This window comes from Fictibacillus sp. S7 (assembly GCF_004127935.1).
GTDB classification, from domain to species: Bacteria; Bacillota; Bacilli; order Bacillales; family Fictibacillaceae; genus Fictibacillus_C; species Fictibacillus_C enclensis.
Genome location: NZ_QJKL01000001.1, coordinates 1,763,476 through 1,779,472 on the forward strand (window position 1 = coordinate 1,763,476; position 15,997 = coordinate 1,779,472).

A 15,997-nucleotide genomic window follows, 5' to 3' on the forward strand; every position below is an offset into this window, starting at 1 on the left:
TCTTTTTGTGTGGTAAACTAGTGAAAATTTATCCTGGAGGTACATCCAATGGAAGTTGTATCCATACTATCATTTTTAGCCGCAGCCATCGTGCTGACCATTATGCCCGGGCCTGATAATTTATTTGTTTTGGCTCAAAGCATAGACAAAGGTAAAAAGGCCGGAATCAGCACCGCCCTCGGCCTTTGCACCGGTCTCATCGTACATATTAGTGCCGTGACTGCTGGTTTATCCGCCGTCATCTACCAATCAGCGGTTGTTTTCTCGATCATCAAATATGCGGGGGCTGCGTATCTCTTGTTCCTGGCCTATAAGTCGTTTCGGGAAAAAAACAGTCCGTTTACCCTCACCAGTGCAGATACACTGAATTACACAGCACTGTACAAACGGGGCATCATTATGAACCTGTTAAACCCTAAAGTCTCTTTGTTCTTCCTTGCCTTCCTGCCACAGTTTGTCAATTATCACAGCGGACATGTGTCATTGCAAATGCTCACTTACGGAATTCTTTTTCTGCTTCAGGCTCTGCTGCTTTTTACGCTTATTAGCATCTTTGCTGAAAAAGCCGGAAGCTTTATACGTAAAAATCCGAGAGTATCAAGCAAGATTAACTTCATTCAAGGAAGTTTATTTACGTTGATCGGTCTTAAGATTGCTTTTAGTCAGAGATAAGAAATGCACCTCCTGTTATAAAGGAGGTGCATTTTTTCAAACCGAAACGGGTTTGTTTCTATTGATCTCGTTAATTTTGGATAAATCGACTTTCGGCTTTCGGTCTTCTGTCAGCAGCCCGTTCACTTCCTGCTGGACATCCGTGATCTGGGTGTAACAGAATCCGCATATATAATCCAGGCTCATGATGGCTTCAGTTATAGACGCATAGCGGTCGAGGAACTCCTTCTCGTTCTTCACCTGGTCTCCATAACCCCAGCCTTCTTCGGAAGTGAATGCAATACCGCCATATTCACTGATGATGATCGGCTGTCCTTTATATTCGTACCCCTCGGCCATGGCATGCTTGGATTTATTAAAGGCGATCTCATTGCCCACCACTTTTTCCTTATCCCGATACCGGTTAAGGAACTCGTCTCCGTACTCCACATAGTCATGAAGCGTGATGATGTCAGATACCGTATGCTCCCATCCATCATTCACGATAACCGGCCGCATGCTGTCGATCGCTTTCGTAAGGTGGTAGATACCTTCAGTAAACTTTTGCTGTTTCTCATTGGTAAAAATGTTCTTAACACCCCACGATTCATTGAACGGAGTCCACGTAATAATGCTCGGATGATTGTACTGCTGCCGTACAACTTCAAGCCATTCTTCTGTAAATTGTTGAACTGCATCGTCAGAGAACGCGTAGGTTGCCGCCATTTCTGACCAAACGAGCAACCCTTTTTTGTCCGCCCAGTAAAGAAAGCGCTGGTCTTCCACTTTCATGTGTTTCCTTACACCATTGAACCCCATCTCAAGCGTTTTTTCAATATCCAGGATGATCGCTTCCTCTGACGGCGGAGTTAAATGGGATTCTTCCCAATACCCCTGATCCAGAAGCAGCTTTTGATAGATCGGGACATTATTCAATAGAATGTTCCCATTTTGAATGGATATCTTTCGCATGCCGAAATAGGACTGCACCCTGTCGAGCTCCCGATCTCCGTCAAAGAGAGTGAATTCCACATCATACAGGTGCGGATGCTCAGGGCTCCACTGCATCACTTTCCATTCATGGATTTCACTGGCGAGGCTCACTTTCATACTGGCGTGCTCACGGTCTACCTGCAAACTGAAATCTTTAACAGGCTTCCCATCAAACGTAATCGCTGTTTTCAAGGTTAGATGTTGCTGCTGGCCGGCATGAACCAGCTTATACTCGAATTCCACTGATTCGTTATCCACATCCGGTGTGGTTTTCACGGATTGAATATGGGTTTCATGCAAAAATTCAAGCCAGACAGTTTGCCAGATCCCTGTGGTCTGTACATACCAGCAGCCGAAATTTTTATCGATCCACCGCTGCTTCCCTCTCGGCTGATGTTCACTCAGGCTGTCTTCTATTTTCACCACCAGATTATTTTCTTTTTCTTCATTAATATAGTTCGTGATGTCAAAAGAAAAGGCTGTATACCCCCCTTTATGCTCGCCGGCAAAAATACCGTTCACCCACACCTTCGTCACATAGTCCGCGCCCTGAAAATGAAGGAGGACGCGCTGGCCGGCAAATTCCTTGGGTACATCAACCGATTTTTGGTACCAGACATAAGGGCAAAACGTTTCCTCATGGATGCCGCTTGCCTTCGTTTCATATGTAAAAGGCACGATGATTTTCTGATTAAGATCGGTTTTCTTGTACCATGCTTCTTTTTCACCCGCATTCTGATGGTCGAATTGAAAGTTCCATTCTCCATTCAGATTCAGCCAATCGTTTCGTTGAAATTGTGGACGAGGATATTCCTTTCGTACAGTTGCTTCCATTGATAACAGCTCCTTGATTGATTAGTAGGGTTTAGAGGAGAGGTTCAGCCTCGAAATGGATTTGTTTTTGGCGAGTGCCAATATTCCCGCAGAGAGAAAAAGGACGGCACCGATAAAATCCATCAAAAAGTAGGATGAGACACCCAGCACGAGAAACCAGATCGAGCGCTTGACCTCCACTTTGTCATCCTTCAGGGACCGGACAAGATAAAGATTGACGATGCCCAGGATCACGAAAAGCATGCCAAAGGTGACAGTAAAGCTATATAAACTTCCGAATAAGGACTGCATGGCTTTCACCTGCGCAAAGCTTGTGTCATGAATGCTGCTGCCCTTTGATTTGATATACGATCCATACGCAAAAATGGTAAGCAGACCCGAAAGAATCTGCCAACTGGATCCAATGACGACGAGCTTCCGTTCCAGTTTTCGGCTCAAAACGGATTCCTCCTATCCTTTTACGCCAGATGTTAGTGACATGGACTGCAGGAAATAGCGCTGTGTAAAGAGATACAGAATAAAAGTCGGCACGATGGCGATGAGTGCCGCTGACATCGCATGTCCGATATCCGTGACATACATTCCCTGCAGCAGCTGCAAGCCCGGTGTGATCGGCATCCGGTCAATATCGTTGAACACGATGGACGGCCACAAAAAGTCGTTCCAGGAACTTGTAAAGGTGAACAGCGCCACAACCGTCAGAACCGGTTTGATGAGTGGCAGGGTCACCTTTGTGTAGATCTGAAAATCATTCGCGCCGTCGATCCGGGCGGATTCATCCAGCTCCAAGGGGATGCCGATCATGAATTGACGAACGAGAAAAACGTTAAAGACGGCTGCTGCTCCCGGCACAATTGCCGCCCAATACGTGTTCACCCATCCGAGGGTATCAATGATTTTATAGAGCGGTATCAGGTTCACGACTGCCGGAAACATCATGGATGCCAGCAGCAAGGAAAACAGCCAGTCCCTTCCTTTAAATCGCAGCCGGGTATATCCATAGGCAGCCATGGAAACCACCACCAGAACGAGGACCGTCTGTGTCACCGATATGATCATCGAATTCATGAACCACTTGGCGACGGGCGTACTTGAATTATCAAAAAGAAGGTCCTGATAGTTGGTAATCACCCAGTGAACGGGAAGCATACTGAAGCCATACGATTGGATATCGATCTCGTCTTTAAAGGATGAAAAAAAGGCCCAGGCCAAAGGAAAGATCCAGATTAATGTCATACACAGCAAAAATATGAAGGAAATAAGGGTGGAGATGTTTAATTTTTTCAAGCTGTTCCGCCTCCTACTTCTTTTCTCTCAATAAGAAGAATTGAATGATCGAGACCACCATAATACAGAGCCCGAGAATGACTGCCATCGCCGAACCGATTCCGGCAATGGATTGGCCGGAGCCAAACGCATTCTGCTTGATGTACATGAGGAGTACCGTTGTTGTGCCGGAAGGTCCGCCCTTGGTCAGCATGAGCGCCTGTCCGTAAACGTTAAACTGCGCAATCGTGGTGATAACCACGGTGAACAAGAGCTGATTCTTGATGCTTGGTAAGGTGATGTGAAAAAACTTTTGGATCCTGCCAGCTCCATCAAGGGAAGCTGCTTCATAATAATCTTTGGACACCCCGTTTAAAGCCGCCTGATAGATGATCATGTTTCCTCCGATTCCCCACCAGACGGTTACGACCACGAGCGCGATCCACGCATACGGCTGTGTGCCCAGCCAGTTGGGGGCAGAATCAAAATAATGATTGATCGGACCAAACGATACATTAAACAACATGGACCAGATGATCATGACTGCCGAAATGGAGAACAAGACAGGCAGGTAAAAAATCGCCTGGAACACCTTGCTTCCTCTCGGCTTCACATGAAGGGCCGCTGCCAGCAGCAAAGGAATAATGATACACGCTGGAACCGTAAAGATCACAAACTTGAACGTGTTCCCTAGCCCCGTATGCAGCTGGGTGTAAAAGGTGGATTCCTTGTTAAAAAGGATTTCCTTATAGTTATCCAGCCCCACAAACTCCGGAGTGTTGATCAAGTCCCAATTCGTAAACGATATATACACGCCAAAAAAGATCGGAATGAGAAAAAATAATGCAAACAGCAACAGATGCGGCCCAATGAAAACCATTGGCATCACGTTGAATCCCTTTCGGCGCGGCTTCAGGCTGACTGGTGACAGAACGTCGACTCTCTTGTTTTCTGTTAGTTTTACATCCATATTTACTCTCCTGTTCTCGTTTAGTAGAGGGCGATAGAGGGACTCCCCCAATCGCCCCCTCGCAGAGACCCGGCTGGTTACTTATCCTGGGCAATCTTGTCTTCTACTGTTTTTTGCGCACTTTTCAATGCTTTATGAATATCTAGTTTTCCGAAGACCGTATCATTGCCGATCTTGTCCAGCTGTTCAGAGACATAGCCGTTGTATTTGTAGTCAAAGATTTTGAGCGACTTCTGCTCTGTCGCATCCTTCACCAGGAACGACTGCGGCATTTTTTGATAATCGGGGTTATCAAGAGTTGCCAGGGCTGCAGGGTTTTGTCCCGCTTCCGCCCATGGAAGTGAATTATCCTTTACCCAGTCAATGAACTTCATGACGCCTTCTGTTTTCTTTTTGTCGCGTTCCGGATTTTTCAACAAAACAAACTGGTGAGAAGAGCTCCAGTTCACCATCTTGTTCTTGTCATCGCTTAGCTGCGGGAAGTTGGTCATACCCCAATTAAGATTCTTGGCAGTCTTCACATCATTCTGCATCCAGATGCCCTCCGGATAGAAGATCGCTTTACCTGACTTGAAGGTCTGCCCCGCATCCTGGCCGTCTTTATTGGTAATGCCTGATTTGACCATGTCATTGTATAGCTTGAGGGTGTCGGCTGCTTTGTCCGTGTCCAAAGTAGGCTGTGTGCCATCGCTTGTGATACTGCCGCCCATTTGGCTGTACACCGAAAGGAAGGTTGGCTTCATCCAGGTGACCGGCATAGCAATAATTTTGTCCTTTTTCGCTTTCGCACCCGCTGCCTTGATCTCATCGTAGGTTACGATGTTGTCATCCAGAGCGTTCGGAGCATATTTTTTCACCAGATCTTTGTTGTAGTACATGACAAAGCTATGTACATCCAACGGAACGCTGTATCGTTTATTATTCAGACTGCCGATATCCCAGCCTGCTTTAATATAATTTTCCGCTTTAATGTCAGGATATTTGGAAAGATAATCATCCATCGGGACGAGCATGTCCTTGTCCACGAATTGCTTGATCCGCTCCGCATGAACAATGTTCAAATCAGGAATGTTTCTTTTGGAGTTAACCACCGTTGGGATTTTGGCATACATATCGCCTTCTGCCAGTGAGATGTTTTTTACTTTATACTTGGGATTGGTTTTGTTATAGGCATCGACCATTGCCTTCATATTTTTTCCGTCAGGTCCTGTGAACGGGTTCCAGAAAACGATCTCGTTCTTCCCTCCGGCTGAGCCCGATGAAGACTTCGAACTGCACGCTCCTAAGGAAAGCAGTAAAACAAGTAAAACGAAACCGCTGACGATCACTCTTACTTTTTTATTCATATTGATCTCCCCTTATCTTTTTAATTAAAGCGCTTACATTACTGGCATACTAAAAAAACAGCTTCTCATTTACTCTGTAACCCCGTCCTCCTTTTCTTAATATTCCGATAATATATGGTGCCAGTCTTGGTTGCAGATCCTGTTTGTTATTTTGCATATAATCAATACAAATATCTTGTTTGAAACATAATATCTGTATTAATTGTTAAGATAAACCTTTCTTTTTGATAAGTCAATATCTTTTTTAGTTAGTAAATTATTATTCAAACTCTAAAATTGTCTTTGTACAATCGTATTTATATTTTATGATTGACCCATAAGTGAACGTGTTCATAACCAAACAGATAGGGGTTGCATTACATTGCTGGAACTAACCATTGATGAATCCGATACACTGATCAAAGTCGCTCATGCGCTTTCATCCAAAGTCAGAATTGATATTCTAAAATTATTAAATCAAAAGAAAATGAATGTGAATGAAATTGCCGAAGAACTCAATTTGGCGGTCTCCACCATTGCCCTAAACGTTCGGGTTTTGGAAAAAGCGGGGATCATCTACACAGAAGTGCTTCCGGCAACGAGGGGAACCATGAAAGTATGTTCAAGGGTATTTGATGATATTCACATGGACCTCAGGATGAATTTCAATTACGAGATTAAGGAAAATGTCTATGAACTGGAGATGCCGATTGGCCATTATACCGATTCGGACATCTCGCCCACCTGCGGCATCATTACAAAAAACGGGGTGCTCGATCCTTTTGATGAGCCAGAGCTTTTTTACCATCCCGAGCGGGTGAACGCCCAGCTGGTCTGGTTTCGAAAAGGATACGTAGACTACCGGTTTCCGTTGCAGCTGCCGCCAAAGGCGAACATCCAATCCGTGCAATTTTCCATGGAGATCTGTTCGGAAGCCCCTCAATACAATCATGAGTGGCCTTCTGATATCACCATCTGGGTAAACAACAAAGAAATCTGTACCTGGACATGTCCTGGGGATTTCGGGGAAAGAAAAGGAATCCTGAACCCGATCTGGTTCCCAACCGACGGGCACACCCAATACGGACTTTTGAAGACGTGGAAAATCAACTGGGAAGGAAGCTTTCTGGACGAAGTGCGGGTGTCCGATGTGAAATTAAAAGACGTTCTTGTTGATAAACAGAAGCACTTGAACTTCAGAGTGGGCATCAAATCAGACGCTGTAAATATCGGCGGAATCAACCTGTTCGGAAACATGCTCGGCGATTACCCGCAGGATATCTTGATGAGGATTTTGTATTCATAAATGTTATATCAGAAAAACAAAAAGAGCCATTCTCCAAGTTGAGAGAATGGCTTAAACTTCTCATCCAAAATCCGGTTGACAGAATACCATTTTCTGTCACATTATAAATTAGACACCAATCGTAAATGATTTTTACTGACTGCAATCGAAAAATGGAAGAGGAGTGTTTCTCGATGACAAATCCCAAGGTTGAAGCATTTTTTAGTCGATCGAAACAGTGGAAGGAAGAATTTGAGAAGCTGAGAAGTATCGCTCTTAGCTGTGAAGAGTTGACCGAAGATTTTAAATGGATGCACCCCTGTTACACGTTTGAGGGAAAAAATGTCGTGTTAATCCACGGGTTTAAGGAATATTGTGCCCTACTGTTTCATAAAGGGGCCCTTCTGCAGGATCCCCAGGGGATTCTCATACAGCAAACAGAAAATGTCCAGGCAGCACGGCAGATTCGTTTCACCAATGTGCAAGAGATAGCTGAATTGGAGCCCTTCATAAAGGAGTATATTCAACAAGCGATTGAGGTAGAAAAAGCCGGTTTGTCAGTTGACTTTAAAGAGAGTAAAGAATTCACCATCCCAGAAGAACTTCAATTGAAATTCGATGAAAATCCTGACTTGAAGACAGCTTTTCAAGACCTGACCCCGGGACGCCAACGAGCCTATGTGCTTTATTTCTCCCAGGCCAAGCAACCCAAAACCCGACTGTCCAGAGTGGAGAAATATACGCAACATATCCTGGAGGGAAAGGGATTAAATGATAAGTAATTTTGAGTAAAAAGCGGAGCAAATTGCTCTGTTTTTTTGTTGGTCAGCCCTTGGGCAGAAGTCTGAATCTTCAGTTATGCTTAATATCATCTAATTCCGCCCAATTATTTAAAATTATGCTCAATCAACTCTCATTTCCGCTCAATTCCCATCAAGTTTCGCTCAATTATCGCCAAATAGAAAAGCCTCTCCCTTTTTGGGCAGAGGCTTTAACACTATTCCTATTAAACTTTAAACGTTTCCCTCAAATTTTCATGGTTTACAGCGGTGATTTCAAAGGCAAACATCCGAAAGACGAGCTGGACAAACAATCCGAGACCAAAAGCGGTGATCACGGTTCCCGGCCCCAATGGACCGCCGAGCAGCCATCCGATAACAGCGATCGAGCATTCCAGCGATGATCGGCATACCCCGATTGGAAGTCCGGTTCTCCTGCGGATCGAGACCATGAGCGAATCACGGGGGCCTGCTCCAAACCCTGAACCGATATAAAAATAACTGCCGAGTGCCGTGGTGAACAAACCGAGCATCACAAATCCCAAACTTCCAGGCAAGCTGTTCGCCTTTGGAATGAGATTCGTCCATAAAATAAAATCCATGAATAAACCAATCAGCGCCATGTTTGCAAGCGTCCCGATACCGATCTTTTCTTTCAAGAGTATAATCAACAGCACGATAACGACGCTTACAAGGACCGTCGCCTGCCCGATCGTGAGAGGCATCCAGTATGTAAGCCCTGCCTGAAATACCTCCCACGGACCAAAGCCCAAATTGCCTTTCATGACAAACACCGAACCCAGCGCAAACAAAAAAAGACCGAATATAAGCCTGGCGATACGCAACCCCTTCATCTTCTTCTCCCCATATCCCTTTTTAATGTCACATTATACGTTGTATTTTCAGAAAAATATAATATCTTGCTTACTTCTTTTTCTGCCTGAACAGGTCGAGCGATTTGTACCCTTTCGAAAGGATATCGACCATTTGATGGTAACGCTTATTCCGGGTCTGCTCCTGCTTCGCTGAAAAGATATACCGTGCCCAATCTTTTTGGTAGCCCGGTGTCAAGCTTTGATAAAAGTCCAGTTCCTTTGGATGGCTAGCGAGCAATTGCTCAATATCTTTCACATACTGTTCGTAATCCGAAACCGATTGGCTTGCTTTGGACTTTGCGTTTTTCTTTTTCTCCCGCTTCAATCCAACAACCGTAAAAACCTCATCCATACTGACCATCCGTGCAAATTTGATATCACTGCTCCCCACATATCCGTCCTCACCGACATTCATTGCCGGAAATAGTTCATCTCTGTGGACAAACGTTGAATATCGCTTGTTCCCCTTTTTCGGATAAGCAAAAAAGAGATATCCCTTCTCGGTTAATGGTTCCTGTTGAATGATGGCCTCCATATGCTTCACCATCTCCTCCAACGTTTCAACAAAAATAAAAATGGCATCATGCTCTTTTGTAATCTTAGTAGGCTGATTGGTGAACACATCATAATCCTCTGGCTGATTAACGACAGCCATGTTCTGGTACTTTGATAGTTTTAATTTATCGATGATGGTCATATGCAGCTCCTTCGTATTCTTTGTTAAATGATGATACTTCGATTATATAATAACCTGCAGGAGGATTACCGGACAAAATGAGGAATGTAATAGATTGGAAGCTACCAAGTCAGGAGGATTTTATATGTACAGCCCTGTATTAAACGAAATTGGAACGGTTTTTATTCCTGTAAGCAACATTGAACGTTCACGGGATTGGTACTGCGATCTATTGGGTGTGCCGGCAGATGATGAAGTACAGTTTGGCCATATTTATGTTCTTCCGATGAAAGGTTCGGGAATAGTACTGGACAGCAAGATTTATTCGCCGGACCTCATCTCAAAAACACCGTTGTTCCATTTCAATACTCATCACATTGAAGAAGCCCATGCCTATATGTTAAACAAGAACGTAGATGAATTAACCGAGATCCAGCATGGGCATTATTTTAATTTTCAGGACCCGGACGGCAACTGCCTCATGGTTTGTAATTGCTAAGGAGGATTTATGTCTTTGATTCAGCTAATCGAAATTAACGCAGAAAACTACCGCGAAGCCCTGGAGCTGTCTGTCCATCCCGATCAGGCAAGGTTTGTTTCATCGGCTACTCCGCCGGTTGCCATGGCGCTCGCGAAAGCCTACATACGGCCAGAGAACCGGGTGGTTGAGCCCTATGGCATCTATAACGGCGACGAGTTAGTAGGATTCTTGAACCTTCATTATACGCCCGAAAGTCAGGACGATTATTGGATCTTTCACTTTTTTATCGATAAAAGGTTCCAGCGAAGCGGCTTTGGGGCACAGGCATTAAATGAAGTCATCAAAAAACTGAAGCAGCAGCATCCCTCTGCCCACCGTCTGCGCCTGACGGTCCATATAGAGAACCTGTCAGCACAATCCTTTTATAAAAAGTTCGGTTTTAGGGACGACGGCACCCTTACTTATGGAGACCCAACGTATTCTTATCTTTTTTAAGCAAGCGGCTTGGCCAGTGACGTTTTCTTCTTTTGATGCAGAGAATTAAAATACGATAAGACATCAATGATGAAGGGAGAACTGAAATGAAGGCTAAGAATCAGCTTTATCGCGATTTTACCGACAAAAATAATGGTTTATTCAGTACACAAGAGGTTCTCTACAAAAAAGCGTTTAAGAAGGCCGCAAAGGCTGATCAAAGTAATAAGTAATAAAGAAAACAGAAACAGGCTGCGACTCAGGTCGCAGCCTGTTTTTAGTGTTCACTCCACGGATCCTTCACGAGCATCGGACCGTTCACCGTTCTCAGAAGCAGGGAATCCTGTCCTCGGGAGTATTCAGCCAGCGAGCAGGCGCCCTTCCCCGTTTCCATTTGAACATCAATATGAACAGGAAACTGGCTGAGCTCCTGAACCAGCCTCTGTGCCTTGTGCATTGGCAGCGGTTGTTCACAGCGAATGATCAGATCAAGATCGCTGCCAGCATGGGCAGTATCGAGTCCGGAGGCAAGCTCAAACCCAACACTCCCGGTCGGTCCCCAGATCATCTCCTCTGACGTCATTAACTCGTCCACCCGATCAAGCACCTCGATCGCCACAATCGAAAGTCTTCGATCGGTCTGTTTCCATGGCTTCTCCTTTGTCAGCTGTTCCGGTGAAATCACGATGGAACATTCTTCCTCTGGTAAAAAACAGCCGAACCGCTGGTTGCGCGTCTCTCCCCTGATGCCAACCGGTACCCTGCCTTCGAGTCCCGCAGCCCGTCGGACCACAACAAATGGTTTATCGGTGAGTTCCCCGGTCACCCACTCCGGCACCTCGGTCAAACAGACCAGTTTTGAAATGTCGTCAACGCGAATGAGGTCGTGCGTTCTTATTTCCATTGTTCCGCCAGCTTTTTTCTCACTTTGATTGAAGCTTTTCTCCCACCATTTACTGCATTTTCCGAGGTTAGCCGGTTCTTTAGATCTGGTCCGCATTCTCTAATGTTTTCCACCGTTTCCTCGAGTTTCTTTCGAACGGCTTCCACTTCTTCTTGTGAAGGTGAGTCAGCATCGATTCCGCTGATCAGTGAAGAGAGCACTCCAAGGCTGTTGAAGGAATTGATGTCATAGGCCATGGCCGGTACTTTATTCGTGGCTTCTTCCAGTTCCTCAATCGTCCGGCGTGTAACTCGTGCAGCAGATTGCTTGGACATGGCATGCACATTCACTCCAACATCATCGAGGGCCAAAATGCGGTTCGCCTGGAAGCCGTGGGACAAGAAAGCCCCGGAAATTGCATTTCCGACTATCAGGGCAATGACCGGGTGGCCATTCAGCCTTGCCGATGCATATGCATTGACTGCAGCCGCACACGCCTGATGGATCGCAAAAAGCTCTTCTTTATGTCCGTATGCCTGGCTTGGAACATCAATGATAGCCACAATCGGACGAGGAGTCCCGCCTTGATCGGCTTCCATTGATTCCCGAACATAACGAGCGATGCTCCAGCCTTCAAGAAGACCGACTTCCCCATGACGAACCCGGGGAAAGCGGTGGTGAACATCCGGAACGATCGAAAGGAACCGCGCTGTTTCATCTCCGAGCTTCGCATCTGCACATAAAACAGATCGAACATCCTCACTCAAGGATGGCTGATTACCTGTTAGCGCTTCAAACCATGTTCGTCCCCTGCTCGTTATTTCTTCTTCAGAAGTTGAAGGTACATGCTCAAACGCTGGTGATCCGGAACCTTGCTGATTGATGATTTCCCTCGCACTTGCCGGGCTCCATTCTGCTGTCGGATCCACGCTTTTGATGAGAGAAAGATACTTTTCCACCTGTGCACTACGAGGCTCATCATCTTCTGTCTGCATGAAGGAAACGATACCGTCTTTTATAATCTCTATATCATCGTCTGCCAGCAGATCGGCAAGCCCGGTGGCGACGCGCTGTTCCCCGCCGATCGTTCCCCAGATGAGCGGACGGTCAGTGGAATCGAATTCCTCAAGTCCTGCTTCCTGCTCAATGACCTCAGGCCCGTTTAAGCCCAGGCGGCCTTCCCGTGTCATGATAAGCTTTGAGCAAAGGCCTGCTGTGATGGACATCCCGCCAAAGCAGCCGACTTTTCCAGGAATCACTCCAATTACAGGGACCGAGTCACGCAGTTCCACGATAGCGGAACCAATTTCCGCGATGGACATCAGGCCGTAGTTCGCTTCCTGAAGCCGGACGCCACCGGTATCAAAGAGGATGATCGGATAAATGGTGTGACCTTCCTGGTTATCTTTTTTGGCGAGCTCCAGCGCACCGGCAATCTTGCTTCCGGAAACTTCTCCAATTCCCCCGCCTTGAAACGCGCCTTCTATAGAAATCACAAGCGTTCGTTTGCCATCGATCTCTCCCTGGGCAATAACGACCCCGTCATCATTTTGCGGGATGATTCCCTGTGGCTCAAGGTGAGGCGATTTCACTCGCTGAAACGGATCAAGCAGCTCATGGAACGTACCTTCATCAAGCAAAGCCTGTACCCGCTCTCTTGCATTCAGTTCGGCCAAACTCAGTTTAAGCAGGTTCATGGTTACGGCTCACCTCCAATGCCTGTGCCAGACGGATCGATACGACGCCGGGTGTCGCGCCAAAGTCATTGATCTCAATGTTTGCCGCTACCGGATGGGATGCAAAAAAGCGTTCCAGTACCTTATCCCATGTATCTCCTAACCCGTCACTGCCTGTCCGAATGGTCACGCTGGCTTTTTGATCGGATGACGGCTCCAGCAGCACTTCCAGGTCACCGGATGCTACCACACCAACATGCGCCCGTTTGTGGCATTCTTCCTTTGCTTCATATTCAAAATGTAACGTTTCCAACTGCCACTCCTCCTTTTAAGCTTCTCTCTTTTTGCAAGGCATCCAAAAACAACACCGCGGCCAGCAGATCAGCACTGCCTCCCGGGGAAATAAATAACTCCATCATCGTTTCATCCAGTCCGAATAGTGCCAGACGTCCTGCGTTTTTCGATGTGCCCCCGTTATCCAATACATCACTGGCACCTTTTTTGACCGCTTGTAGTGCCTTCATTCCGCCCCGGTGCAGGATGCAAGTATCATCCAGTTCACTCATGATCGCCAAAAGTGTATCTAGCCTGGCGTTGGTTTCCGAAATTCCTTTTTCTCGTGCGTTTTGTAAAAATGGCAAACCCACTTTGCACAAATGCGGAAAATTGAGCTGAGCTTCACCTTTCGCTCCCGGCACTTGATAGGCGGCTTTCACCTTTGAGCCGTTGGTGGATGCGACAGGACAATAGCGGTCTGGAAAACGGGCGATTCTGCCTGCCCGCTCTGCCAAAAATTCAGGATCAGATAATTTAGCATCACCTGCAGCGGCTGAAACCAGCAATCCCAAGGACCAAATCGCCCCTTTGTGGGTGTTGACGCCACCGGTAATACCTAGCATCACCAGCTCACCATTTCTTCCAATCGCTGCGATCTCTTCACGCAACTCCTGGCTCGGTACCCTCTCATAAGAAGCTTCCGCAATTTCAGCAAAAACAGGTCTCAAGCTCTCCGCCGACCGGTGCATCAACTTCAGTGTCAGATCATAATGTGCGCCGTTGTTCTCCTGATCAACAAGTCCCGGCTTTGGCGTGAGGTTCACTTCATCCAATAAAGCCTGAACTGCCAGTTCTGCCAGGGTTTCTGCCACCACGGTCTTTTGATCCATCACCAGCTCCTGAAGCTTGCCGGCGGGTTGTAGAGCGCTTTGGACCAGTCGACGATTTCTTCCACACTTTTTGCCGCAAGCAGAGAGCGTTTGGCTTCTGTCCGGTTCACACCAAGATCTTCTGGGAAAGCTATAAGCCCCTTCTCCCGTAAAGCCGCGGTTTGTTTCGTGTCATGCTGCAGACCGATCGGCGTCACTCCAGCCACCGCTGACAGCGCCTGTCGCCGTTCTTCCACACTGTCGCTTTTATAGAGGTAAGCGATCCCTTCTTCCGTCACCACGTGGGTCACATCATCGCCATAGATCATAATCGGAGCGGTCGCCAGATTCGCATCCAGTCCCACCTTCACTGCATCCATCGATTCCACGAACACCGGCTCATTTCCTTTTTGGAAGGTTTCCACCATCTGAACGACAAGCTTTCTTCCCCGTGCAAGTTCGTCATTGCTCGTTCTCATATCAAGCCATGCCGGTGTGGAATGCCGGCGTCCCCGCGGGTCATGTCCCATGTTCGGTGCTCCGCCAAAGCCTGCGAGCCTTCCAGACGTAACCGTTGAAGAGTTGCCGTCCCGGTCCATCTGCAGAGTGGAACCGACAAACAGATCGACCGCATACTGCCCAGCCACCTGGGACATCGCGCGGTTCGAGCGAAGACTTCCATCTCTTCCGGTAAAAAAGACATCTGGACGCGCTGCCACATACTGTTCCATCCCGACTTCTCCGCCGAAGCAATGGATGCTTTCCACCCAGCCGCTCTCGATTGCTGGGATCAACGTCGGATGCGGATTGAGTGCCCAGTGCTTGCAGATCTTCCCCTTTAATCCCAGTGACTCCCCATACGTTGGCAGCAACAATTCAATCGCCGCCGTATTGTACCCGATCCCATGATTCAAGGACTGAACCTGATGCCGCTCATACACCCCGCGGATCGTCATCATGGCCATCAACACCTGCAGATCGGTAATATGGCGGGGATCACGGGTGAACAGCGGCTCCAGCTGATACGGCTTGTCCGCTACGACGACAAAATCGATCCATGAACCCGGGATATCCACACGCGGCAGCTCGTCCACCAGTTCGTTCACCTGGGCGATGACGATGCCGTCCTTAAAGGCCGCAGCTTCGACAATCGTTGGTGTCTCTTCCGTGTTGGCCCCTGTGTAAAGGTTGCCATACACGTCCGCCTGATCTGCAGCGATCAGGGCAACGTTCGGAATGAGGTCGATGAACAAACGGCCGAACAGCTCCAGGTACGTGTGGATTTCACCCATCTTCAGCTTGCGGTCCTCCAGCATCTGCGCAACCCGGAGGCTTTGCGGACCGGCATAGGCAAAATCAATTTTCTCGGCGATGCCGTATTCAAAAATATCCAGATGCTCCGGACGGGAGATACTGGACATAATCATATGCAGCTGGTTCACCTTTTGGGGATCCAGCTGGGTCAGCACGTCCGACAAAAAGGACGCCTGTTTCTGGTTGTCTCCCTCCAGCACCACCCGGTCTCCCGGAGAGATCAGCATTTCAAGGGCTTCCACCATTTTTTCCGACGGAAGGATTTTATCTTCAGCCAGCTGACTTACTTGTAAAATCTTTTTCGCTTTTTTATCCCTTCTCGTCGTCCATGAACGTTCTTCGGTTGCTTCGTTTATCATATGATTCTCTC

18 protein-coding genes are annotated in these 15,997 nt (G+C 47.1%); 6 read left to right on the top strand and 12 right to left on the bottom strand.

Annotated features, from left to right (window positions below):
* The first annotated feature begins 48 nt into the window (after positions 1 to 48).
* The gene (locus DMO16_RS09045; protein WP_129476902.1) at positions 49 to 672 is read left to right on the top strand and encodes a LysE family translocator; all 624 of its coding nucleotides are present in this window, start codon (positions 49 to 51) and stop codon (positions 670 to 672) included.
* Positions 673 to 708: 36 nt separating this feature from the next.
* Here the strand turns inward: DMO16_RS09045 and DMO16_RS09050 are convergent, their stop codons facing one another.
* From DMO16_RS09050 to DMO16_RS09070, 5 genes are all read right to left on the bottom strand, one after another.
* Positions 709 to 2,478 (bottom strand): glycoside hydrolase family 2 protein, encoded by a 1,770-nt coding sequence (locus tag DMO16_RS09050; protein WP_129476904.1) that lies wholly within the window; start codon positions 2,476 to 2,478, stop codon positions 709 to 711.
* A 21-nt stretch (positions 2,479 to 2,499) separates the two neighbouring features.
* Positions 2,500 to 2,916, bottom strand: a complete 417-nt coding sequence (locus DMO16_RS09055) for a DUF4064 domain-containing protein (RefSeq protein WP_129476906.1) — start codon at positions 2,914 to 2,916, stop codon at positions 2,500 to 2,502.
* A gap of 12 nt (positions 2,917 to 2,928) precedes the next feature.
* Positions 2,929 to 3,765, bottom strand: coding sequence for a carbohydrate ABC transporter permease (locus DMO16_RS09060; RefSeq protein WP_061968218.1), 837 nt, complete (start codon positions 3,763 to 3,765; stop codon positions 2,929 to 2,931).
* 13 nt (positions 3,766 to 3,778) lie between these two features.
* On the bottom strand, positions 3,779 to 4,624 hold the full coding sequence (locus tag DMO16_RS09065; protein WP_241840662.1) for a carbohydrate ABC transporter permease: 846 nt from the start codon (positions 4,622 to 4,624) through the stop codon (positions 3,779 to 3,781).
* Between the two features lie 167 nt (positions 4,625 to 4,791).
* Entirely contained in the window at positions 4,792 to 6,060 is a 1,269-nt protein-coding gene (locus DMO16_RS09070) for an extracellular solute-binding protein (RefSeq protein ID WP_129476908.1), read from the bottom strand.
* A 361-nt stretch (positions 6,061 to 6,421) separates the two neighbouring features.
* Between DMO16_RS09070 and DMO16_RS09075 the strand changes: the two genes are divergently transcribed.
* Positions 6,422 to 7,345, top strand: a complete 924-nt coding sequence (locus DMO16_RS09075) for an ArsR/SmtB family transcription factor (protein WP_129476910.1) — start codon at positions 6,422 to 6,424, stop codon at positions 7,343 to 7,345.
* Positions 7,346 to 7,497: 152 nt separating this feature from the next.
* Positions 7,498 to 8,106, top strand: a complete 609-nt coding sequence (locus DMO16_RS09080) for a YdeI/OmpD-associated family protein (protein WP_061971475.1) — start codon at positions 7,498 to 7,500, stop codon at positions 8,104 to 8,106.
* A 224-nt stretch (positions 8,107 to 8,330) separates the two neighbouring features.
* Here the strand turns inward: DMO16_RS09080 and DMO16_RS09085 are convergent, their stop codons facing one another.
* On the bottom strand, positions 8,331 to 8,957 hold the full coding sequence (locus DMO16_RS09085; RefSeq protein WP_129476912.1) for a YczE/YyaS/YitT family protein: 627 nt from the start codon (positions 8,955 to 8,957) through the stop codon (positions 8,331 to 8,333).
* Positions 8,958 to 9,027: 70 nt separating this feature from the next.
* On the bottom strand, positions 9,028 to 9,675 hold the full coding sequence (locus DMO16_RS09090) for a YdeI/OmpD-associated family protein (RefSeq protein ID WP_129476914.1): 648 nt from the start codon (positions 9,673 to 9,675) through the stop codon (positions 9,028 to 9,030).
* 124 nt (positions 9,676 to 9,799) lie between these two features.
* Between DMO16_RS09090 and DMO16_RS09095 the strand changes: the two genes are divergently transcribed.
* The 3 genes from DMO16_RS09095 (at position 9,800) to DMO16_RS09105 (ending at position 10,842) form a co-directional block, all read left to right on the top strand.
* Positions 9,800 to 10,153 (top strand): VOC family protein, encoded by a 354-nt coding sequence (locus tag DMO16_RS09095; protein WP_129476916.1) that lies wholly within the window; start codon positions 9,800 to 9,802, stop codon positions 10,151 to 10,153.
* Between the two features lie 9 nt (positions 10,154 to 10,162).
* Positions 10,163 to 10,630, top strand: a complete 468-nt coding sequence (locus tag DMO16_RS09100; protein WP_129476918.1) for a GNAT family N-acetyltransferase — start codon at positions 10,163 to 10,165, stop codon at positions 10,628 to 10,630.
* 86 nt (positions 10,631 to 10,716) lie between these two features.
* Complete coding sequence (locus DMO16_RS09105; RefSeq protein ID WP_129476920.1) at positions 10,717 to 10,842, top strand: YfhE family protein; 126 nt, start codon at positions 10,717 to 10,719, stop codon at positions 10,840 to 10,842.
* 44 nt (positions 10,843 to 10,886) lie between these two features.
* On the opposite strand, the gene DMO16_RS09110 is transcribed toward DMO16_RS09105, so the two are convergent.
* Genes DMO16_RS09110 through mdcA form a run of 5 tightly spaced genes read right to left on the bottom strand, consistent with a single transcriptional unit; the run spans position 10,887 to position 15,986 of the window.
* On the bottom strand, positions 10,887 to 11,513 hold the full coding sequence (locus tag DMO16_RS09110; RefSeq protein WP_164988885.1) for a malonate decarboxylase holo-ACP synthase: 627 nt from the start codon (positions 11,511 to 11,513) through the stop codon (positions 10,887 to 10,889).
* Positions 11,504 to 13,189: a biotin-independent malonate decarboxylase subunit beta gene (locus DMO16_RS09115; RefSeq protein WP_129476924.1), complete on the bottom strand. Its 1,686-nt coding sequence runs from the start codon at positions 13,187 to 13,189 to the stop codon at positions 11,504 to 11,506. Before DMO16_RS09115 ends, DMO16_RS09110 begins: the two co-directional genes overlap by 10 nt.
* Entirely contained in the window at positions 13,176 to 13,481 is a 306-nt protein-coding gene (locus tag DMO16_RS09120) for a malonate decarboxylase subunit delta (protein ID WP_129476926.1), read from the bottom strand. The genes DMO16_RS09115 and DMO16_RS09120 overlap by 14 nt, the downstream gene beginning before the upstream one ends.
* Complete coding sequence (locus DMO16_RS09125) at positions 13,462 to 14,334, bottom strand: triphosphoribosyl-dephospho-CoA synthase (RefSeq protein WP_129476928.1); 873 nt, start codon at positions 14,332 to 14,334, stop codon at positions 13,462 to 13,464. Before DMO16_RS09125 ends, DMO16_RS09120 begins: the two co-directional genes overlap by 20 nt.
* Positions 14,334 to 15,986 carry a malonate decarboxylase subunit alpha gene (gene mdcA, locus DMO16_RS09130; protein WP_206738080.1) on the bottom strand — a complete coding sequence of 551 codons (1,653 nt, stop codon included), beginning with the start codon at positions 15,984 to 15,986 and terminating at the stop codon, positions 14,334 to 14,336. The genes DMO16_RS09125 and mdcA overlap by 1 nt, the downstream gene beginning before the upstream one ends.
* Positions 15,987 to 15,997: the final 11 nt, after the last annotated feature.